This window comes from Citrobacter portucalensis, assembly GCF_023374935.1.
Taxonomy (GTDB): Bacteria; Pseudomonadota; Gammaproteobacteria; order Enterobacterales; family Enterobacteriaceae; genus Citrobacter; species Citrobacter portucalensis.
This window is the reverse complement of record NZ_CP092467.1, coordinates 186,400-205,532: the sequence shown is the minus strand read 5'-3', so window position 1 is coordinate 205,532 and position 19,133 is coordinate 186,400. Positions and strand designations below refer to the sequence as shown.

Here is a 19,133-nt window from a genome sequence, read left to right as displayed (position 1 = left end):
CCCCTCCGCGCGGCGGCCCACAGACACAAGATGTAGCGGTGTTTTCAGCTGCTAATGACGCTATATGTTGTGTTTCCGCACTCCCCCGTGACCCGGCGCGCGGCAGCGGATTTTGGCGCTTTGCTTATTCCGTGTGCGTGGTACACTTCCGGAAATATTGCTATAGCTAAAAAATCGGATCACTGGAAAACAGGTATCCGGTAATTTAATTGAGTGGCTATAAGCTTGGTTATTATTTCATTATGTGAAATTTAGTTTTGTGAAAGTCACTTGTGCAACAGAGTGCCTCTCATCCGGAGATGATTAAGGTGTGGTAAAATTGCACAGCTAATTAATCAACTGAGGAAAGAACATGTTTACCGCTCTGAACGATAAAAATACTTTCAGTTACGCGTTTGAGAAGATCCGTAATGCTATCGCTGTACCTAGCGAAAACAATATTTATGCTGCCACCAGTCTCGGCCTTGAAGTCCTCGGCCGGAAGTATGACGTCTTTCGCCAGGAACTGGATGCGGTCGGGGAACTGGGCGACTGGGAATACGATCTCGATACCTACAGTCACTGTATTGCGGTGCTGCAGCATTACTTCACCGGCAATCCATCAAAACTGACAGAACGTGATGCCCGGATTTACAGTCATTACCTGCAGACTGAGCACAAAGGGTTTGTGAAGCTGGCTGAAGAACTGGCTGCCGATCGCTGAATACATACGGAAGGCAGGATTTCTTCTTTATTAAGACACTATAAGAGGTCACAGCAATATGGGTAGCATGAAGGAATATATGCAGGATCTGGAAGCTGAACGGTTTAATGAATGGCTTGAGGAGAATTACCCGGATGTTAATCCCAACTCTGAAGAATGGGAGCAGGCCGCGAACCTGTACTGCTGGGAGCAGGAAGCGATGGCCGATCAGGCTCAGTGGGAACATGAACACGGGCTCTTTGTGGCTTCCCTGAACAATGTTCATCAGCGTTACATACACGCAAAGAAGGAGCTGAAGAAGCTGTATATCCTACTCGATAAGGAGCATCCTGAACTGGTGTACAGGATGTCTTTCGTCCATGCCGTGACTGTAATGGAGGCGTACCTGATGTACTGCGCCAGGGCTCTGCTTGAGCATGACTGGCCCCTTAAACGTTTCCTTAATGAGTACTATCTGAAATCCGCACCTAAGGTCACTAATAAAGATAAAACCGCCGCCCGCACAATGGATGTTGAACTGTTCAGGCCTGCAGCCCGAAATTATGTTTCCCGAATGACATTTCATAACGTTAAAACCATTGAGCGCTATTTCGGGGCCGTGCTGCACATCCCTCCCGTCTGGCCAACTGAGCCACTGGGCATCATCTCAGACTGGCGAAATGATCTTGTACACCGCAACGGCGTGGATGAACATGATGTGCCACGGGTGATATCAGCACAGCAGCTGCAGAATACCCTGCAGAAAATATCGAACCTGATAGAGGCTGCTGACATATCCCTGCGTCAGGAAGTTGACTATTTCGGTAACTGGCGTAATGAGGAAAACCGGGAAATCATCGCATCAGCACTGAATATATCGTCAGCCGGAGAGTCACACTGATGACCGGACTCGTTACCCTGGGGCAGCAGCCAGGAACGGTAGCTCAGTTGCCTGTGTCCATCGACTATCCGGCGGCGCTGGCCCTGCGTCAGATGGCTCTCGTTCAGGACGAACTGCCCAGATACCTGTTGGCTCCGGAAGTGAGTGCCCTGCTCCACTATGTTCCCGATCTGCACCGCAAGATGCTGCTGGCAACACTGTGGAATACGGGCGCGCGTATTAATGAGGCACTGGCGCTGACGCGAGGGGATTTTTCTCTGGCATCACCCTACCCGTTCGTGCAGCTGGCCACACTCAAGCAGCGGGCGGAGAAAGCGGCCCGAACGGCCGGCCGATCGCCTGCCGGCAGTCAGGTGCATCGCCTGGTTCCGCTTTCCGATGCGAACTATGTCAGCCAGCTGGAGATGATGGTGGCCACGCTGAAAATACCTCTTGAACGACGCAATAAGCGAAGCGGCAGAACCGAGAAGGCGCGTATCTGGGAGATTACCGATCGGACGGTCCGCACCTGGCTCAGCGAAGCAGTTGAAGCGGCAGCGGCCGACGGGGTGACGTTCTCCGTGCCGGTGACACCGCACACGTTCCGTCATTCCTACGCCATGCACATGCTTTATGCCGGTATACCACTGAAGGTACTGCAGAGTTTAATGGGGCATAAGAGCATCAGCTCAACTGAGGTGTATACGAAGGTGTTTGCTCTCGATGTCGCAGCAAGGCACAGGGTGCAGTTTCAGATGTCTGGGGCTGAGGCTGTTGCGATGATAAAAAAAATCTAAGATAACAGTAAGAATCAGAAAAGATTGATTTGATGTTGTTTTAATATTAAAACAACATCAAATAGATATTGCTTTCATTGTGTTTTGATGTTTTTAGTCGCTGATTTTCTTCTTGCCAGCAATTTGCAAACCATAGTCCAGTATGTTTATGCATGACATATTAATGAAAGCAGCGCGGGATTGCCCGTTCTCTGCAGCTGCTTCATCTATACGCTTAATCAGTTCAGGGTCCATCGTGATTGTGATCTGCTGTTTTTTACCTTTAACTACTCCCTTCGACGCGGGGATTTTTGCATCGGGGGCTGAGTTTATGAAGTTTTCTACTGCCTCATTATTTGAAACAGATTGCTGGTTTTTGGGTTTTTTTTGGAGCGCCATTTCATATCACCTATACATTACTTTAATATTATTTTGATTGCATTTAACTATTCAAATAGTGTTGATATGAGAGTATCTAGCTCTTGTACTGCAATCTTTTCATGCGAACGTAATTTCAGTTCACTTACGGTTCTTCCACTGCCTGCAGCATTGGCGTAGACTTTTCTTTGATAGATGACTTTGTCGAGGATTGGGATGTCCTCTTTGTACTCTTCCATCATTTCCAGCATATCTCTGTTGTAGGAGGATCTGGCTTGAGTATCTGCTTTGTTCAAAAGCGAATAGCAGACCAACCCATCTCTTATGCTCCGCGCTTCTTTGATTAGCTCGGCGTTGGCATCCATAGCCCAAGCTTCGAAACTTCCCGGTGCTGAAGGGACTAAAAGGACGTCTGTGATTGTCAGAGCTGCCCTCATAGCAGTGGAATCTCGGCCCCCGCATTCGATGATGATATCGTCATAGTTATCTTTCTGTTGTAAAACCTGGCTCCTTAATACCGGACCTTCAGGGTAATGCGAGCAAGCAATACCTGGCTCAACACCGTCCTCTGAACGAACCAAAATAGCTGTTTGCGACGAACCCTGTTTATCACCATCGACTAACCAAACTTTTTTCCCCTGAAGGGCTCTTTTTACGGCAATGTTGACCGCGAGCGTAGACTTACCTACGCCACCTTTTGTGTTAGCTATCGTAAGTATCATTGCAATCCCTTTTTAATATTAAAACAATATCATGATAATAGTTTTTTTGGCTGTCATGTCAACCGATAGCGATGCTTTTTGGTGAAAGTCATCTCAACTCACTTTGATGTCAAAGTAATATTAAAATAATGTGTTTTCGATGTTCAAATGATTTGATTATGAGTTTGTTTTGATATTATCATGCTCGAAGGAACTCAAAGTGAGTAGTTGCACTGCCGTGAGAATATTTGTTAATACTCACTTTGAGTGTTATCGATGTCTGGGCTAAGGAATGATAATGAATATTTTCTGTGATGACGGATCAACAAACGTAAAACTTGCCTGGTATGCCGGGAAGAAGCTGCAGACGTCAGTATCTGCGAACTCATTCCGTACCGGCTGGAAGGTAGAGGGGCTGGGAAATCGACAGACTTTTAACTACGAGCTCGATGGCAAGAAGTACACCTATGATGAAGTCAGCAATCAGTCTATCCTGACGACTCATATTGAGTATCAGTACACTGATGTGAATGTTCTGGCTGTACATCATGCATTACTTAACAGCGGGCTGAAGCCACAGGCTGTTTCACTGACGGTGACACTGCCTATCAGTGAGTTCTATACAAAAGAATGCCAGAAGAATGAGCTCAACATTCAACGCAAGATCGACAACCTTATGCGGCCGGTAAAACTGAACAAAGGTGAGACGTTCAGTATTGAACACGTTGAAGTTATGCCGGAATCCCTGCCTGCCGTGTTTACCCGTCTGGTAAAAGACAGTGTCGGGCCTTACGAGAAATCGCTGGTAATCGACCTTGGCGGAACGACTCTCGATGTTGGCGTCATTGTCGGGCAGTTTGATGCGGTCAGTGCCATTCATGGTAATTCGGGTATTGGTGTGTCAATGGTCACTCAGAGTGCCCTCAGTGCGCTTCGTATGGCTTCAAGTGATACCAGTGCCATGGTGGCTGATGAATTGATAAAACACCGCCATGATATGGATTTTGTCCGCCAGGTGATTAATGACGAGAGCAAAATCCCACTGGTGATGGATACCATTGAAAGCGCAATCGTCAGTCTGGGGGCTAGAGTGGTGGATGATCTTGCCGATTTCCGTCATGTAAACCGGGTTTATATTGTCGGTGGTGGTGCGCCGCTTATCGAAACGGCAGTCCAGGCGGCATGGCAACATCTGGGTCCGAAAGTGGTTATGATGTCCTCTCCACAGACCGCACTGGTAGAAGCGATCGCCGTATTTAAAGGGGAGTAATGAAGTGAGTGAGGAACGGAAAAAATTCACGTTATATCTGCATCCTGAGAGGGATGCAGACAGACAGGCTCTGGAAGTCATTGAAGCCGTTCCCCGTTCTGCCCGGGGCGAGTTGTTCCGGAATGCGTTTATTTCCGGAATGGCTCTGCAGCAACTGGACCCTAGATTGCCCGCGCTTCTGGCCGCAATGCTGAACAAGGAGTTTACAGCTGACCAGCTGACCGGGCTGCTCAGTCAGACTACCGGATGGAAACCTACGCAGGCTGATATTCGCTCAGTGCTTCAGGAACTGGGAGCAGGGCAGTTTGCTCCTGCAATCAAGCCCGAAGTCGTAGAGGATGATGAGCAGCAGCGACTGGAAGAAGCCCGAGAAAAAATGAAGAGCTTCCTCTGATACTCAAATTGAGGCGCACGGTATATCAGTCCATTTAGTTGTGTATGCCGGCGACAGCATTTCTCTTTTCATCTGCCAGTCCGGCGCTATTCCGCGCCCAGCAAACCATACCTTCCCGAGCCCTGAGTGGTTTATGCCATCCAGGGCTTTCATTAGCTCCTCGCTTCGTTCCTGCGGCTTAACGTCATCGAAAAGATTTAACTGTGCTACCCCCGTAGGAGTGAAGTCATTCAGCATTACTCCAGCCTTTGCATATCGATGCCCGTCGAGCCAGATACAGTCCAGGGCTTTTACTGAGGCTTTAATGATGTCCCGGGTGTCGCGTGTGGGTACTAGAAGCTTTTCACTGGCCACGTTGCCGTAATACGGTTCGTTGACTGCGAAAGGGGAGGTTTTGATAAAGACCGATATGTGCCGGCAGAACTGATGTTCTCCCCGCAATTTTTCAGCCGCGCGTTCGGCGTACTGGCAGATAGCCTGTCGCAACGCTTCGTAAGTCGTGATGCGCTCTCCGAATGATCGGCTGCAGACAATCTGCTGCTTCGCGGGCGGGGCCTCTTCAAGAGATATACAGGCCTCACCGTTCAGCTCGCGTACGGTCCGCTCCAGCACCACGGTAAAGTTCTTGCGTACAAAGGCAGGGTTCATGCGCGCCAGCTGCAGCGCAGTCGTCACGCCGTATGTATTCAGCTTTTTGCCTATGCGGCGACCAACCCCCCAGATTTCCTCCACTGGCTGCAGTGAGAGCAGTTTCTCCGTCCTACGGAGATTGCCAGTAGTCAGGGCCAGCACGCCACCAAATTGCGGCCACTCCTTAGATGCCCATTGCGCTGATTTTGCTAAAGTTTTTGTCGGTCCCATCCCGACGCCAATTGTCAGTCCGGTTCCTCTTAGGACATGCTCGCGCAGCTGCCGTCCGAAATCTTCAAAGTCAGTACAGCCATCGATGCCGCGAATATCCAGGAACATTTCGTCGATACTATACTGCTCAACGCGGGGCGCCAGTTCTTCCAGATGTGCCATGACCCGGTTGCTCAGACTTGCGTACAGCTCATAATTACTGGAAAACGTAAGGACTTTCTCCGGGAACTGCATTGCTTTTAGCTGAAACCAGGGGATCCCCATTTTGATTCCAAGCCGCTTCGCTTCCTTCGATCTGGCTATAACACAACCATCATTATTGCTAAGAACAACCACTGGTTTATCACGTAAGTCAGGACGAAAGACCTTCTCACAACTCGCATAGAAGCTGTTCACATCTGCCAGGGCGAACATCATTCATGTCCCCGGGTTTTGTGTACAAAGGCAGTTACGACACCGAAAATTTGCAGGTTCTCCGGGTCTGGCCATAGAGTTGGGTAGGCTGGGTTCATCGCCTGGAGTCCAGGCCGTGGCCTCAGCAGCAATCTCTTAACCGTGAACTCTCCCTCTATCTCAGCTATGACGATGTCTCCGTGTTGAGCCTGTTCGGCTTTATCGACGATCATCAAGTCGCCCGAATGCAGGCCGATGTCGGTCATCGAGTTGCCGATAGCTCGTACAAAATAGGTTGAGCTGGGCCGCGATATACAGTACTGGTTCAGGTCTAGTTCGGCCTCCACGTAATCCTGGGCCGGTGAGGGGAACCCGGCCTGGCAGCGATCGCTATAGAGAGGGATGGGCGTCAACTCAGGATTGCTGTCAGCACGTATAAACTCAAACATAACCACCTCAAATAATACTGTTTGCATATACAGTATTATTGCCTTATTGAAGACACTTTCAAGTATTGATTTTTTGCTGCCTTTAACCCTCTGTAGTTCCTGGAAAAACTCCACCGGTGATGTGGTATCTTGCTCTCGTTGAGAGCTGGGTTACTTATCCACAGAATCGGGGGATAACGATGTGGGTATATCCAATGAAGTCACTTTGCTGCTCTATTGCAGTCAGATTATCTCCAGCCATCGCTTAAACAGTTGCACCGTGCCGGCAAAAATAAAGTCGCCTGCAACTGCACCCGTTCGCACTCCCTCTGGTCGCTTGCGCTGCGGCTTTGCCTCCGGAACTTGATTTTTGCCTGATGGCACGTTGCCGCCTGTCACTTATGGCGGGAGACATCCTCCCGTACGTAAAAAGCTACGGCAGAAGAAGCCTGGTAAATCAAACGAAGGAGCACCCTATGAATCTTTATATGACTCTTGCACCAACCCGCAGCCGTCAGATCCTGTCAGAAAACAACTGGCCGTCGTCAGTCGTTGTCCAGCCTGATGCGAACTGTTATTGCTTCACTATTTCGGGCCATATCACTACCGAATCTATTATGGCGATGCTGCCGGCAATTGCTTCACGTGGCCATCTTGATGTCCGTGCGGTCCATGGCCTGCAGCAGATGTGCAGTGATCTCAATCTGTGTGCAAGCGTCAGCGGCGAAATCCTGAAAGGTGATCCCTGTTTTCGGATTGATTTTGAGGAGGCGAACCCGGTCGGTATTGGCCTGGCTGAAGCGATTGAAGCCGATTTGATGGTCCTGTGCCGTCAGATCTTCATTGATGCCGGCATTATTAACGACATGACCGGAGCCCAGTATGAAGGGATCAATATTTTTGAACGCCAGACACGCCACTTCTGGGTTTTTGGTGAAGCGTGGAATGATATGCCGCCGCTGATGCGCCCGGATGCTGAACAACAGCAACTATGGCTGACAGAAATTTTTCACCATGGGGCCGCAGTCGTTGCCGTTGGCCTCGCGATTTACCGTGATTTTGACATGGTCCGTGAAGGTGACCGCAGCGCCGGCATTTGCATTATTCGTCCGGGAGCGCCAGTACGCCATTGGCTACCTCTGAACGTACTCCATGATCTGGCTGATGAGGTGCGCCAACGCATCATCCACGACCGGGAACTTAGCGCTAGTTTTTCCTGAATATGTCCCCGGGAAACCGGGGCTCATCATCTCTCCCCAGCCATCCACTGCCGGCATTGAACCGGCAGCGTCTGGTTATCCCATCTTCAGGCATGGGTGCGCCGTGCCTTCACTATAGCCCGACTGTGGTGAATGCAAGGGAAGCTGCGCCGCCAGCTGCGCCCGGCCGCCTAGGATTTAACGTCTTATCGCCGTTCCTTCCGTCGGTTTTCCGCTCAATTTTCACGGAAAACCCGTCCGGAACGCCTCTGCTATTACCGGCTACCGGCCTTGCTGGCGCCCTTGCATTAACCACTGATCGTCGGGCTGTCGTGTCGGCACGGCGCAGATGGGTGCCGGGTTAAGGAGGGAAATATGTTTAAGCTGACGTGTATTACGCTGGATGATGGCCAGCATGCGGTGTTTCTCAATGGCCACTGTCTGGCCAGTGACGATGTAAGTGGCCATAAGTTTTCCCTGGGGGAGATCCTTGAGCGTCTGTCCCGGCTACCAGGCGTTCAGACCGAAATGGTGAAATGGCCGGTACCGCCAGGAGACTGGGAGTGGTTTGATGTGGCCAACGCAGTTTTCCCGGCACCTGGTCTGTGGCGTCGTGAAATGACTGTATCGGGGATGATTGCCAGATTGCAGCAACATCCTCTGGATGCACTTTGTACAGGGACGTTCTGGCTGGCCGACGATTTCCTTTCGCTCGATAACACGCTGGACAACGAGACGATTGAGGCTGCGATGGCACTCGCTGATGAATGCCATGATGCCAATATCGGTTTCAACTGGGATCACCTGCAGTGGGCGATTGAAGAGGCAAAGAAATAATGAATACCTGGTTGATTGGCGTCGATATCGAAGTTTCTGATCTTGAGTTTCCGTCATATTTCCTGATCCAGGCGGAGAGTCTGGCGCTGGCGGAAGCCGGGGTTGTTTATATGGGGAGAACCTGGTGGCAGGAATGCCTGGAAGAGAGTGATGGCTGCCGATGGGCTTATCGTTCCGGAAAGTCGGTCTGGTTTAACAGCATCACACTGCTTGATGATGTTGAAAGTTCTATCCTGCAGGGGCTTAAATTCCTGGATGCCTGGGTTGTTACCGGTGATCTGACAAGCCCGCGGGTTCAGAATCAGTTCAACGAACACTGGGACGAATTCACCCGCTAACCGTGGCCGGGCTGCATTGTCAGCCCGCCAAATCAGCCATAAGGATGTCGTGGACTCCGCTTTTTATGCCGCGCCGGTGTCGCGGCGGGTGTCAACGCCGTGCCTCCACTATAGCCCGACTGCGGTTAATGCAAGGGACATGGCCGGGCCATCTCCACCATCGCCCGGTCGCAGTAAATTTTTTATGTTTTTCAACGTTCTTCCCGTCGTTCTCTCGCTCAGGTTTCGCTCGATAACCGTCCAGACCGTTTCTGCTTTTTATCTGCGCTGCGGCCTCCGGTTCCGCCCTTGCATTTCCCGCGGATCGTCGGGCTGTCGTATCGGCACGGCGAAGCAGTCGCCGCGTCGAGACAAGGAGAAAACTATGACCACCGCTTATCGCTTTATGCACCGTCACACCCGTAACACGCTGGTTGCCCGTGGCTGGCCAGCCACGATGGATATCGATACCAGCCTGAATTATTCGCGTGGGGAAGGCGTCGCTTTCTATGGCCAACTGGGGGCGTCCGATCTGCTGCGCCTGTTGCCTGAAATTGCGCTGCGTGGCCTGATGCCGGATAGCGCACTGAATGAACTGCTGCCATTAGTTAGCGGGAGCGATCTGATTGTTCGTCTTTACCGCAACTCGCTGGGCCACCGCAAAGCCCACGCTGGCACGATTTCGCTGGAATACGATAACTGTCCTGCCGGGATGTCGGTAAAACAAATCCTGTGCCTCCTGAAAGCCCTGCGAGACGAAATCAACCATGTCTGTAGCTGTGTCGCCGCTGCCGGATACCGCCTGACAGAAGCCCTGCGTCCTGCTGCTGATCCTCTGGTGTTTACCCGCCGGACGCGCAACTTCACGCTCTCCGTGATTGAAGTGGAAGCCGGAAGCGATGATACCGAGTGGGATAACGACACTCTCGACGCGCGCCTGAAAGCCGTCCTCGACGGGCAGGAAACGTTTCGTCGCCTCCAGATCCGTCTCGAATGTCACGGTCGCGTTGTTGGTGTCACGGACGTACCGTTCGCGCTGCGTCACCCGGACAGCCCATCACGCGTATGGTTTGAGCGCCGCTGGTTACGTGATGCGGTCAGCGAGGCCCGCGTCGAAATTGACGCGATGATGCGGTCATTCTCCGGAATCCGGATTGCTGCGTGACCGACGGGCGGGGCAGATTGCCCCGCAGTTCTGTACAGGAATCGGATGTCGCGCTGCTCCGCTATACCAGCGCGACCTCCACGCTGTTACGGGCGCGCGGGGGATGAGATTTCGTGCGGTCTGCGGCTAACGCCGTGCCTTCACTTTAGCCCGACCGCTGCGTATGCAAGGCACGTGGCTGGCGCCACCTCCACCGTCACCCGGTCGCAGTTATTTTTGATGATTATCGGCGTTCTTCCCGTTGTTTTTCTGCTCAAAAATTCGCAGAAAAACCGTCCAGACCGCCTCTGCTTTATCTGCGCTGCGGCCTCCGCTTCCGACCTTGCATCCTCCGCTTTTCGTCGGGCTGTCGTGTCGGCACGGCGTAAGCCGGTACTCAGATAACCTGGACTATGGAGGGAACACCCATGAACACTATCACCACCACCCCGGCGGTATACGTTGGCACTTATCACAAATACAACTGTGGCAGCCTGGCCGGAAAATGGTTTGATTTGACCGATTTCGACGAGAAAGAAGACTTTCTGGAAGCCTGTCACGCGCTCCACGCGAATGAGCATGACCCGGAACTGATGTTTCAGGACTGGGAAGGCATTCCTTCTCAGTTTGCCTCTGAAAGCTCTGTGGACTGGGATTTCATCGATGCCTACAAACAGGCGAAGGATGTAGGTAAGGACGCGGCATTTATCGCGTGGGCCGAATACAGCGGCGAATGCGACTTTGACGCGTTCGAAGACGCCTACTATGGCGAGGCCGTGAGCGAAGAAGATTTTGCTGTGGACTACGTGAACGAACACAGCCTGCTGGCGGCTATCCCTGAGAGCCTGCGCGGCTACTTTGACTATGACGCGTTTGCCCGTGATTTGTTTATCGACACTTTCAACTTCATTGATGGCTATGTTTTTCGTCGCTAATTCTGATAAGGCAGGGGAAACCCTGCCGGAAAAAGGTTCCCTATGAAAATGACACCTGAAACACGCAAAATTCTGAAACACTACAAAACTCTGGTAAACGAACGCCGCAGGGAATTAGGCCTCAGACCCATAACGACGCCAATGCTCCTTGACGATATTTGTGATTTGTTGACTCGTCGCGAGCAACTATTTATCGGCGGCCAGTTTATCCAGCAAAAAGTTAAATATTAGTCCCGGAGGCGGCCAATGAGCCGCCTGTTCGCGCGCGGGAAAACCCTGTCATCCCTGCGGGATGACGGCAGGGGAAAGCGCCTGCGGCGCATTCCCTCCGCCGGTGAAGCCGGTGATGAATCAGTTCTGAAATCTGCTTTTCCTGCTGTCGTTTCTGAAACATGCTGACCTGCGTGGGCGTGGGCGTGGGCGTGGGCGTGGGCCGCGTGGCCAGAACCATAACCAGAACGATAAAAACCGGGGCTTTCAGATACTTTTTTTCCACGGGCTGGTTGACCCGGGCGACTTCCCTTCGGGAACCGGGGCTGTCATGCTTCGCACCGAGCCAGCTGCGCTGTCTCTGCCCGGCCCTCCGGTAAACCTTCGGGCAGCGGGTTTCCATCCCAGGCTGTCGCAACGTCAAAGGCTGGCTTGCAGCGACCGTTCCGGTCGCGCCGCCCTGTCGCGCCGTTCCTGCGCTCGATGCACCCCGTTCCGGGGTGTAAGGGGCAACGTTGTTGACGTTGCCGTCTCTCTCCCGCCACTTCCTCTGCGTTCATTCCCTGCTGAGTGCCTTTCCGGTCGCTGATACCGCCACAACCCGTCTTGCTGGCCAGGACCGCCGGGGCTTTATCAGCAAATTTTTTCCGGACGAGCCGGAATAAATTTCCCGCTAATCCTGGACAGCTTCACCGGGCCGTGCCCGTTACGCTCTCGCGGAAAGGTCCTCCGCAGAGTGTGAAAACACCAGAAAGAGGACGGCAGGAGAGGCTTTGCCTCTGAAAACCAGACCAGAGGGGTTTTGTGATGTGCAAATCGTTGAAGGATTTTCTGAATCAGCCTGAGTCATTACGGCAGCCTACGGCTGAGGATCATGCGCTGGCGGCGCTGCTGAATGGCGAAGTCGTCAATGCTCCTGCGCCACTGCTTCCGTTGGGCGCTTTTACACGCGAAGACGCGAAAAACGTGTCTGCGTATTACTCCAATGTGACGTTAGAAAACGACCAGTCATCGCATTTTCAGTTAGTTATGCGTGACGAACATGAGCAGTTGATTGAACGGGTCTGGAATTTCCAGCCGGATGCCGGACAGGTACTGAACGGCTACCTGAAAAGTCACGGCAGGGCAGTACAGCAGTAAACGAAAGGTGTTCTGCGGAGATGCACCTCCGCAGAACGCGACAATCATTAAAATGGAGGAAATAACGATGTCAGTAGCAAATGTTAAAGCAAAATCAGCCAAAAAGGCCAATCCGAAGAATAAAGTTATCAGCGCAGAACTGAAAAGTGCGCTTGATTCCGCTGTTATCACATACGTTCCGCTGTCCGATCTTATTAAATCTCCGCTGAACGTGCGTACCATCCCTTACACCGCTGACAGTGTTAAACGTCTGGCTAACTCGATTGAAAACCTCGGGCTTCTGCATAACCTCGTGGTTCACATGCTGCCGGAGGGCAAATCCGGAGTTGCTGCAGGTGGTAGACGTCTCACCGCACTGAATCTGTTGTGCGAGACGGGACGTATTGGTGCCGATTATCAGGTTCCGGTTAAGTGTGTCAGTGACGAGTTGGCTGTTGAAGCGTCTTACGCTGAAAACAATGAACTGGAGGCGATGCACCCTGCCGAGCAAATTATGGCCTTTGGTAAGCTGGCGGCGCAGGGCAAAACCGCTGCGCAGATTGGTGATGGTCTGGGCTATGGTTCCCGCCATGTTCAGCGCATGTTGAAACTGGCAAACCTTGCCCCAGCACTGCTGGATAAGCTCGCACAGGATGAAATCACTGTTGAGCAGTGTCAGGCTCTGTGCCTCGAATCCAGTCAGGAACGTCAGGTTCAGGTGTTTGACAGCGTCTACGCGCAGTGGGGATCTGTTCAGGCTCATTTACTTAAACGTGCGATCACAGAAACCGAAATTTCTGTTACCAGTTCAGCCTTTCTCTTTGTGGGTCGTGAAGCATATGAAACCGCTGGCGGTGTGGTTCGTGAAGATTTGTTTTCCAAGGAAGAGGGGGCTGGAACGGCTGACAGCGTACTGGTTCAGCGCCTTGTACAGGAAAAACTGGACACGATTGCACTGCAACACGAACTGAGCGAGGGCTGGTCGTGGAGTATGGGGCGTCCGGAAACGGTAGGTCGTTATGGTCAGGACGGGCAAGACTACCTGCTGCTGGAAAAACCAGAAACCGTCTATACCGATGAAGAACAGGCGCGTCTGGATGAACTGAAAGAGAAATTTAATACGTTTGACAGTGCCTGTGATGAAGCTGACGAGCTTGATGCCGAAATCTGTCGTATGCAGGAAGAAGCAGGACAACGTGCCTGGACGGATGGGATTAAAGCCTCTGCGGGTGTTGTGGTCAGCTACCAGTATGGCGAACTGGTCATTCAGCGCGGTGTCTGCCGTATTGAAGACCTTCCGACAAAAGAGAACGGAGAAACGGAAAGTGGGGAGGATCCTGTACCTGCGGTGACTTCGATCAAAAAAGATATCACCGAAGGGGTTACCGCGCCGCAACTGCTGAAAATGTCGTCTGAAAGGACGCTTGCTGTTCAGGCAGCGTTGATGAACCAACCAACCAAAGCCGTGGCGCTGCTGGCATGGCGTATGTGTGCTGAGGTCTTTACGGGGCGTGGAGAGCAGGATAATCCATTTGGTGTTCGCGTGACTGTCGGTCATTACTCACAGACCATGAATGCGCCGTCGGGCAAGGAGGGTAAAGCATATACCGCAATCCGGACCGAAGGTGAGCGTCTTGAGGCGCTTTTACCAGAGGGCTGGCGACAGGATTTAACCTCGTTCTTCTCGCTGGATGGTGGTGTGCTCATGTCTCTTATGGCGTTTTGTACGGCCTGTTCCGTTGACGGTGTTCAGACTCGCGATAACGGTCATACCTCCCGAAGCAAACTTGACGCGCTGGAGACTGCGATCGATTTCAACTTTCGCGACTGGTGGCATCCAACCAAAGACGGATATTTCAAAGGCGTTAAGCATGACCAGATTGTCGAATCCCTGAAAGAGGCTGGAATGGAAGGGGCAGCGTCCGATGCGGCGAAGATGAAGAAGGGCGATGCTGCCGAGCTTGCCGAGGATCGTCTGAAAGACAGTTGCTGGGTTCCTTCGTGGTTATGCGCTCCGCAGCCGAAAGCGATTGAAGAAAAACAGACTGAAACTGACCACTCGGCATTAGCCGCCTGATATGGAGAGCCGCCCCGATGGGGCGGCAATAAGGAGATACCCTATGAGTATTCATCATTCCCGTCTTGCCGCGATGACCGCCGAAGAGTTTGAAGCCCATCGAGCAGCGGGTTTTCAGTATCGCAGTGAACTAACTAATGCCGTCATGAATGCCTTCGCACTCCCTGACAAATGGGACATGAACGGAGAATTCCGCAGTGAGTTCGGCGGCTTGTTTCCGGTTCAGGTTCGCTTTACCCCTGAACATGGCCGCTTTGACGTGGTGGTATGCAGCCCTGGTGAAATCAGTGATTACTGGCTTGTACTGATTTCCATGTCTCAGGGAGAGCGTCTGGCCTGTGTTCACCAGTCCTCGTTCTTCGATGCCAGTGAAATCAGCCGCATTTTGTTTCAGATCAGTGGACTTCACTGGGATGGATACGGACTATGCGACATCATGTCGATTCTGAAAGAGGAGATACCAGTATGAGCATTCCACGCCATCTCTCTCTTGTGACGCAACTGCCAGAACGTGAAGCTGCACTCCGTGCGATTATGCACGTTGAGGAAACAACCCAGAAGGACAGGCGGTTCGGTAATCCGCCGCACCCTTATGCCCGGGCCTTTTTCCGGTTCCTGTGTGGGAGCAGCAAAATTAGCGGTCGCGCCATTAACCAGGTACGCGGCGTATACTGGTACAAGGACGACAAAGTCCCGCTCGCTCAGTATGAGGAAGCATTTGATACTCTTATTCGCTCGCGGGGTCGGCATTGTTATTCGCCGCTTGATACCTCGATGGTGACATCGCTGTTTCCGGAGCAGGCATTCAGTGTAGGGGAGCGTCAGGCAAGTCGTTACCAGCGTGAAGATGAGCTATACAGTCGTCAGGAGGCACGCCGCGACAGAGACCGGGAAGATAAGTATAACAACCTGACCGGGCAGGCCGAAATCGACCTGGCATTTCACACACCGGAGACTATCCGCACCTGGTATGCCCACTGGTCACAACAGGATATCCGGGACTACGATCTTGAAAAAATGCTGTGGGCGTGGACAGAACGTTGCCCGTCACTGGCAGATCTGGTTCGCGGGTATAACCTGTCGGCGCTGGAGGTTGTGCTGGATGTTCACGACGTGGCGGCGGTCAGTTCGCCAGAAGAACGCGAGCTTGAGCGCTGGATGGTACCGAACAAGATCACCCTCCGGGAGGTCTGGCCGTGAGAAAACGAAACCCATTCCGTGAGGAACTGAAACTCGCACGCAGTCAGCGTAAGAAGCTGCAGACCATCGTCGACAAACTGAATGATATGTCTGCCGAATGGGCCGACTGGCATGGCGGACTGGAGACAGATCTTTATCTGTTGGCTGAGGCGGTATACCCGCAACTTGCCGTGCTGGATGAGCAGATTACTGAGTGGGCCAGAGGGGAGGGCGATCCCCGGGAAGACGGATAAGCAGGATAAATTAAGACAGTTAGCTGCCATACTCCTGGGCAGAAAGAGGGATGAACGGTATAATGGCGGTGGCGCTTGAGGCTTTTTGCCTCAGGATGTTCCGGTGGTTTGTTCCTGTGTCGTGAGGCAGAAAGACAAAAGCCCCAGTTAATTTTCATTAACCGAGGCCCCTGCATGAATCGACACCATCAGGATAGCCTCTTAGATGCCGTAAGGCAAGGAGAAGAAGGCCATGAAACTGCCGCGAAGTCCCGTTATCTGGTGTGTGCTGATAGTGTGTTTAACACTGCTGGCATTCACATACCTGACCCGAAAATCGCTTTGCGAAATCAGGCTGAAGGACGGAGAACGGGAGGTCGCTGCATTACTGGCTTACGAATCCGCTAAGTAGCTAACCCCGGCGGGGGGAAACCCCCGCCACTCAGGGGATTGATGTTGTTGAAACATAACCGCAAGCGCTTTCAGAAGGGCTTCCCTGTTTGCGGGGAGGCCCTTTTCCCCATCTTGCTGGCATGAACACCCTGAGTGGGGAGCCCGAAAGGGCGGGGGAGAGGCGCTGTGCGCCTCCAGTCCTCCTCTCCGTCTGTGTTCTCTTTCTGGTCCTGCTGTAGTATTCCGCTTTCTTCCTGCCTTTTGTTTCTCTCTGCTCATTTCTGTTCCACTTTCCCTGATGGCTGTGCCATTTTCTCCCGGATTCCTCCTGTTTCAAACCAGAAAGGCGAAGGACCCGGCCACCTTCGGCTCCCCGTCGCGCCAGCGCGCCAGGTCGTCAGGCCACACTCCGCCAGGGCAGCTGCTGACGCACCCGCCAGGCTCCGCCGAACCCGCAGGCGGTTTCGGGCTACTCGCTAGTGTCCGATGGAGAAGGTCAAACACCACGCTTGCTGCGGCCGTTCCGGCCACGCCGCTCTCACCATCCCGTCGCCGGCGACGGGATTCTACAGGGCAACATCGCTACGCAGCCGCGTATCGACGTTGCGGCGGGTCCCGGCTCGTCTTCTCCGTTGTGCGTTTCTCCCTTTGAGTGCCTCCTCCTGGGTGCTGAATCACGCCACAGTCCTCCTTGTCATCCAGGGCCGCTGCCGCTCTCCAGCGAAAACTTTTTCCAGGTAAAAACTTTGCGCTTCCGCCCCGGATTCCGGCGTCGGCCGGTGGCGTGCTGCACCTGCGGCGAAGGTTCTCAAACGGGTGAAGTGAAACAACCCGGGAAACTTCAGCAGGTTCCCGCAAAACGTCAAAACCGCGGCTCCCGTAACTCAACGGGTGATGTGATTAAAAAGAAAGGAGATCCCTATGCACGTATATCAGACTGAACCGACCCACACGCTGGACATGAACGCGACCGCCGAGGCCGAGCGCGCCTACTGGCTGACCCGCGAAAAAGCGGCTGTCACTGCCCCCGTCGAAATCGACGTGTACAAGTTCCATGACGCGGCAGGGATGATGCCGCCAATGAACTGGCGTAGCGACACCGCGCAGGACACTGAAACGTTCATGATGCAGGAAATGTATTGCGGGAACGTGACTGATATTTTCGTGCGCTGCGGCAAGCGTTATTTCCGTCTGCGTGATTACAGCCACCTGAATCACGCCGTCATTGTGGCGAAGGTCAAAGCGACCTTCATTCCTGAAAGCCAGAAAACACACTGATACACGGAGCCGCCCCTGAGGGGGCGGCAAGCAGGGGGAACTATGTCACAACTGAGTTTTGCAGAATTTTTCAACCAGGCGCGTGAGTCTGACAACGTTATTCCAATTGTTCCGGTTTCCAAAAAGAAGCCGATTATCGGGTTGATGCACGTCGATGCAGCACGTAAGCAGTTTATCCGCCTGTTTAACGATACCGCGCGTTATATGCGCCGCTGGGATGTGTTCTGCGATTTCATCACGCTTTCTGCCAGTGAGCTGGATCTGGCGCGGATTCTTACACCGGAGAATATCGAGCGTAGCCGCAAAATCTGCGAGCGCTACGAGGCCGCAGATATTCAGAAAATGCATGAGCTGTTCATCCTGATGGTATGCGCGCTCGATGCCAAATTTCATGATTTTCTCGGCGCGATTTTCATGGAGCTGGAGCTGGGATCTAATGGCATGGGGCAATACTTCACGCCGTATTCTGTTCAGTCGATGATGGCGCGAATGATGATGCCCGGCGTGAAAGAGTCGATCCGCCGCGAGGGTTTTGTCACCGTCAGTGACCCCGCGAGCGGCGCGGCGGGGATGATTATCGCCTATGCCGAATGCCTGTTAGATGCCGGATATGACCATTCGAATCACATGTTCGGAAGTTGTATCGATATTGACCCGATCGCCGCCGATATGGCGTTTGTTCAGCTTTCGTTACTGGGTATCCCGGCGGAAGTTATCACAGGCAACACGCTGACAATGAACCTGCATCGTGTGCGCTATACCCCGGTTTATTACTGGAACGACTTTAAAAACAAGCTGGAGTTCCAGAGGCGCATGAAAGCAATGAAGGACTTTATGTACGGCCTCGATAATGCCGCCTGACACATAGCGTTTGCAGCTGCCGTTCCGGCAGCGCCACTTAAACTGGCCGCCACTGGCGGCCGCTAAGGAAAGCCGAATAATGATGACTTCCACAATGATTGCCCCGACTGCCAGCATTGAAATCACTGACCCGCGCCAGCGTCTGGCCTTTATTCCAGAATTATTCTTCACGCCGCAGGGCGACCAGCTGGTCGCCTCCTGGTTACAGGTACATAGCCAGTATGAAGGAGGTTTCTGGCGTTACTTTGCCGTTCCGCGTGGTATCAGCGGTCGAATTGACGGATGGACTGAGGACTGTATTACCCGCCCGACCGGATATCTGGTACCGCCGGAAGGGGTGTATCACGTGACCATGCCGGGAAATTACTTCGATGCTGAGGTTTCAGCGGAGGCCACCGGGATCATTGCAACCCTGATGTGCCTGAACCGCCTCAACTGGCAGGTTTTCGAGATGGGGCCGGAGATGGCCAGAGTCTGTCAGGGCCTTGTCGACCGTCAGGACGCGCTGAAGGACTATATCAGCATCATCAAACACCCGGAACGCGATCTGATTTACCGGGCCATTGACTGAAAAATCAGGCCCGGCGA

Annotated in this window: 25 protein-coding genes and 1 pseudogene; 22 read left to right on the top strand and 4 right to left on the bottom strand. The window is 52.8% G+C overall.

Translation table 11 applies throughout. The annotated features are described in order from the left end of the window. The first annotated feature begins 352 nt into the window (after positions 1 to 352). From LY264_RS25755 to LY264_RS25745, 3 genes are read left to right on the top strand one after another with little or no spacing between them, the layout of a single operon-like run. Positions 353 to 703 (top strand): hypothetical protein, encoded by a 351-nt coding sequence (locus LY264_RS25755; protein WP_115490264.1) that lies wholly within the window; start codon positions 353 to 355, stop codon positions 701 to 703. A gap of 58 nt (positions 704 to 761) precedes the next feature. Then, positions 762 to 1,583, top strand: coding sequence for a hypothetical protein (locus tag LY264_RS25750; RefSeq protein WP_115490265.1), 822 nt, complete (start codon positions 762 to 764; stop codon positions 1,581 to 1,583). Beyond that, positions 1,583 to 2,359: a site-specific integrase gene (locus LY264_RS25745; RefSeq protein WP_115490266.1), complete on the top strand. Its 777-nt coding sequence runs from the start codon at positions 1,583 to 1,585 to the stop codon at positions 2,357 to 2,359. Before LY264_RS25750 ends, LY264_RS25745 begins: the two co-directional genes overlap by 1 nt. A gap of 93 nt (positions 2,360 to 2,452) precedes the next feature. Here LY264_RS25745 and LY264_RS25740 read toward each other — a convergent pair whose 3' ends face one another. Next, positions 2,453 to 2,737, bottom strand: a complete 285-nt coding sequence (locus tag LY264_RS25740; RefSeq protein ID WP_087879547.1) for a ribbon-helix-helix protein, CopG family — start codon at positions 2,735 to 2,737, stop codon at positions 2,453 to 2,455. A gap of 47 nt (positions 2,738 to 2,784) precedes the next feature. Beyond that, on the bottom strand, positions 2,785 to 3,438 hold the full coding sequence (locus LY264_RS25735) for an AAA family ATPase (RefSeq protein WP_115490267.1): 654 nt from the start codon (positions 3,436 to 3,438) through the stop codon (positions 2,785 to 2,787). A gap of 277 nt (positions 3,439 to 3,715) precedes the next feature. On the opposite strand from LY264_RS25735, the gene parM reads away from it, so the two are divergent. Both parM and LY264_RS25725 read left to right on the top strand, forming a co-directional pair. After that, positions 3,716 to 4,687 carry a plasmid segregation protein ParM domain-containing protein gene (parM, locus tag LY264_RS25730; RefSeq protein ID WP_115490268.1) on the top strand — a complete coding sequence of 324 codons (972 nt, stop codon included), beginning with the start codon at positions 3,716 to 3,718 and terminating at the stop codon, positions 4,685 to 4,687. A gap of 70 nt (positions 4,688 to 4,757) precedes the next feature. Further along, positions 4,758 to 5,081, top strand: a complete 324-nt coding sequence (locus tag LY264_RS25725; protein WP_242514876.1) for a plasmid partitioning/stability family protein — start codon at positions 4,758 to 4,760, stop codon at positions 5,079 to 5,081. Between the two features lie 3 nt (positions 5,082 to 5,084). On the opposite strand, the gene LY264_RS25720 is transcribed toward LY264_RS25725, so the two are convergent. After that, complete coding sequence (locus LY264_RS25720; protein WP_153754052.1) at positions 5,085 to 6,356, bottom strand: Y-family DNA polymerase; 1,272 nt, start codon at positions 6,354 to 6,356, stop codon at positions 5,085 to 5,087. Continuing rightward, positions 6,356 to 6,784, bottom strand: a complete 429-nt coding sequence (umuD, locus tag LY264_RS25715) for a translesion error-prone DNA polymerase V autoproteolytic subunit (RefSeq protein ID WP_087879554.1) — start codon at positions 6,782 to 6,784, stop codon at positions 6,356 to 6,358. The genes LY264_RS25720 and umuD overlap by 1 nt, the downstream gene beginning before the upstream one ends. 455 nt (positions 6,785 to 7,239) lie before the next feature. Between umuD and LY264_RS25710 the strand changes: the two genes are divergently transcribed. From LY264_RS25710 to LY264_RS25630, 17 genes and pseudogenes are all read left to right on the top strand, one after another. After that, complete coding sequence (locus LY264_RS25710) at positions 7,240 to 7,983, top strand: hypothetical protein (protein WP_153754022.1); 744 nt, start codon at positions 7,240 to 7,242, stop codon at positions 7,981 to 7,983. Between the two features lie 354 nt (positions 7,984 to 8,337). Continuing rightward, complete coding sequence (locus LY264_RS25705) at positions 8,338 to 8,799, top strand: hypothetical protein (RefSeq protein ID WP_110498936.1); 462 nt, start codon at positions 8,338 to 8,340, stop codon at positions 8,797 to 8,799. After that, positions 8,799 to 9,137, top strand: coding sequence for a hypothetical protein (locus LY264_RS25700; RefSeq protein ID WP_110498935.1), 339 nt, complete (start codon positions 8,799 to 8,801; stop codon positions 9,135 to 9,137). Before LY264_RS25705 ends, LY264_RS25700 begins: the two co-directional genes overlap by 1 nt. Before the next feature lie 364 nt (positions 9,138 to 9,501). Continuing rightward, positions 9,502 to 10,281 (top strand): hypothetical protein, encoded by a 780-nt coding sequence (locus LY264_RS25695; protein WP_153754023.1) that lies wholly within the window; start codon positions 9,502 to 9,504, stop codon positions 10,279 to 10,281. 407 nt (positions 10,282 to 10,688) lie between these two features. Continuing rightward, entirely contained in the window at positions 10,689 to 11,195 is a 507-nt protein-coding gene (locus tag LY264_RS25690) for an antirestriction protein ArdA (RefSeq protein ID WP_115490274.1), read from the top strand. 42 nt (positions 11,196 to 11,237) lie between these two features. Then, the gene (locus LY264_RS25685; protein WP_048227667.1) at positions 11,238 to 11,426 is read left to right on the top strand and encodes a hypothetical protein; all 189 of its coding nucleotides are present in this window, start codon (positions 11,238 to 11,240) and stop codon (positions 11,424 to 11,426) included. 15 nt (positions 11,427 to 11,441) lie between these two features. Then, on the top strand, positions 11,442 to 11,594 hold the full coding sequence (locus LY264_RS25680; protein WP_153754024.1) for a hypothetical protein: 153 nt from the start codon (positions 11,442 to 11,444) through the stop codon (positions 11,592 to 11,594). Between the two features lie 618 nt (positions 11,595 to 12,212). Continuing rightward, positions 12,213 to 12,545 carry a DUF905 family protein gene (locus LY264_RS25675; RefSeq protein ID WP_077223967.1) on the top strand — a complete coding sequence of 111 codons (333 nt, stop codon included), beginning with the start codon at positions 12,213 to 12,215 and terminating at the stop codon, positions 12,543 to 12,545. 67 nt (positions 12,546 to 12,612) lie between these two features. Beyond that, positions 12,613 to 14,601, top strand: a complete 1,989-nt coding sequence (locus LY264_RS25670; protein WP_153754025.1) for a ParB/RepB/Spo0J family partition protein — start codon at positions 12,613 to 12,615, stop codon at positions 14,599 to 14,601. Between the two features lie 43 nt (positions 14,602 to 14,644). Next, entirely contained in the window at positions 14,645 to 15,070 is a 426-nt protein-coding gene (gene psiB / locus LY264_RS25665) for a conjugation system SOS inhibitor PsiB (RefSeq protein ID WP_153754026.1), read from the top strand. Continuing rightward, positions 15,067 to 15,801 (top strand): plasmid SOS inhibition protein A, encoded by a 735-nt coding sequence (locus tag LY264_RS25660; protein WP_115490308.1) that lies wholly within the window; start codon positions 15,067 to 15,069, stop codon positions 15,799 to 15,801. Before psiB ends, LY264_RS25660 begins: the two co-directional genes overlap by 4 nt. Further along, the gene (locus LY264_RS25655) at positions 15,798 to 16,034 is read left to right on the top strand and encodes a hypothetical protein (protein ID WP_040231234.1); all 237 of its coding nucleotides are present in this window, start codon (positions 15,798 to 15,800) and stop codon (positions 16,032 to 16,034) included. The genes LY264_RS25660 and LY264_RS25655 overlap by 4 nt, the downstream gene beginning before the upstream one ends. A 174-nt stretch (positions 16,035 to 16,208) precedes the next feature. After that, positions 16,209 to 16,358, top strand: a pseudogene (locus tag LY264_RS25650) (DUF5431 family protein); the annotation flags it as partial. Continuing rightward, positions 16,300 to 16,425, top strand: a complete 126-nt coding sequence (locus tag LY264_RS25645; protein ID WP_228553300.1) for a type I toxin-antitoxin system Hok family toxin — start codon at positions 16,300 to 16,302, stop codon at positions 16,423 to 16,425. The pseudogene LY264_RS25650 and the gene LY264_RS25645, both read left to right, overlap by 59 nt. A 902-nt stretch (positions 16,426 to 17,327) precedes the next feature. Then, complete coding sequence (locus LY264_RS25640) at positions 17,328 to 17,684, top strand: hypothetical protein (protein WP_040231230.1); 357 nt, start codon at positions 17,328 to 17,330, stop codon at positions 17,682 to 17,684. A gap of 42 nt (positions 17,685 to 17,726) precedes the next feature. Further along, complete coding sequence (locus tag LY264_RS25635) at positions 17,727 to 18,545, top strand: N-6 DNA methylase (protein WP_087879592.1); 819 nt, start codon at positions 17,727 to 17,729, stop codon at positions 18,543 to 18,545. Between the two features lie 79 nt (positions 18,546 to 18,624). Then, a complete protein-coding gene (locus LY264_RS25630; RefSeq protein ID WP_115490306.1) occupies positions 18,625 to 19,116 on the top strand; it encodes an antirestriction protein in 492 nt (163 codons plus the stop codon). Positions 19,117 to 19,133 lie beyond the last annotated feature (17 nt).

Bases quoted from the DNA above. Each gene is read 5' to 3' on its own strand.
- LY264_RS25755 (WP_115490264.1), top strand. From the start codon at position 353: ATGTTTACCGCTCTGAACGATAAAAATACTTTCAGTTACGCGTTTGAG.
- LY264_RS25750 (WP_115490265.1), top strand. From the start codon at position 762: ATGGGTAGCATGAAGGAATATATGCAGGATCTGGAAGCTGAACGGTTT.
- LY264_RS25745 (WP_115490266.1), top strand. From the start codon at position 1,583: ATGACCGGACTCGTTACCCTGGGGCAGCAGCCAGGAACGGTAGCTCAG.
- LY264_RS25740 (WP_087879547.1), bottom strand. From the start codon at position 2,737: ATGGCGCTCCAAAAAAAACCCAAAAACCAGCAATCTGTTTCAAATAAT.
- LY264_RS25735 (WP_115490267.1), bottom strand. From the start codon at position 3,438: ATGATACTTACGATAGCTAACACAAAAGGTGGCGTAGGTAAGTCTACG.
- parM (WP_115490268.1), top strand. From the start codon at position 3,716: ATGAATATTTTCTGTGATGACGGATCAACAAACGTAAAACTTGCCTGG.
- LY264_RS25720 (WP_153754052.1), bottom strand. From the start codon at position 6,356: ATGTTCGCCCTGGCAGATGTGAACAGCTTCTATGCGAGTTGTGAGAAG.
- umuD (WP_087879554.1), bottom strand. From the start codon at position 6,784: ATGTTTGAGTTTATACGTGCTGACAGCAATCCTGAGTTGACGCCCATC.
- LY264_RS25710 (WP_153754022.1), top strand. From the start codon at position 7,240: ATGAATCTTTATATGACTCTTGCACCAACCCGCAGCCGTCAGATCCTG.
- LY264_RS25705 (WP_110498936.1), top strand. From the start codon at position 8,338: ATGTTTAAGCTGACGTGTATTACGCTGGATGATGGCCAGCATGCGGTG.
- LY264_RS25700 (WP_110498935.1), top strand. From the start codon at position 8,799: ATGAATACCTGGTTGATTGGCGTCGATATCGAAGTTTCTGATCTTGAG.
- LY264_RS25695 (WP_153754023.1), top strand. From the start codon at position 9,502: ATGACCACCGCTTATCGCTTTATGCACCGTCACACCCGTAACACGCTG.
- LY264_RS25690 (WP_115490274.1), top strand. From the start codon at position 10,689: ATGAACACTATCACCACCACCCCGGCGGTATACGTTGGCACTTATCAC.
- LY264_RS25685 (WP_048227667.1), top strand. From the start codon at position 11,238: ATGAAAATGACACCTGAAACACGCAAAATTCTGAAACACTACAAAACT.
- LY264_RS25680 (WP_153754024.1), top strand. From the start codon at position 11,442: ATGAGCCGCCTGTTCGCGCGCGGGAAAACCCTGTCATCCCTGCGGGAT.
- LY264_RS25675 (WP_077223967.1), top strand. From the start codon at position 12,213: ATGTGCAAATCGTTGAAGGATTTTCTGAATCAGCCTGAGTCATTACGG.
- LY264_RS25670 (WP_153754025.1), top strand. From the start codon at position 12,613: ATGTCAGTAGCAAATGTTAAAGCAAAATCAGCCAAAAAGGCCAATCCG.
- psiB (WP_153754026.1), top strand. From the start codon at position 14,645: ATGAGTATTCATCATTCCCGTCTTGCCGCGATGACCGCCGAAGAGTTT.
- LY264_RS25660 (WP_115490308.1), top strand. From the start codon at position 15,067: ATGAGCATTCCACGCCATCTCTCTCTTGTGACGCAACTGCCAGAACGT.
- LY264_RS25640 (WP_040231230.1), top strand. From the start codon at position 17,328: ATGCACGTATATCAGACTGAACCGACCCACACGCTGGACATGAACGCG.
- LY264_RS25635 (WP_087879592.1), top strand. From the start codon at position 17,727: ATGTCACAACTGAGTTTTGCAGAATTTTTCAACCAGGCGCGTGAGTCT.
- LY264_RS25630 (WP_115490306.1), top strand. From the start codon at position 18,625: ATGATGACTTCCACAATGATTGCCCCGACTGCCAGCATTGAAATCACT.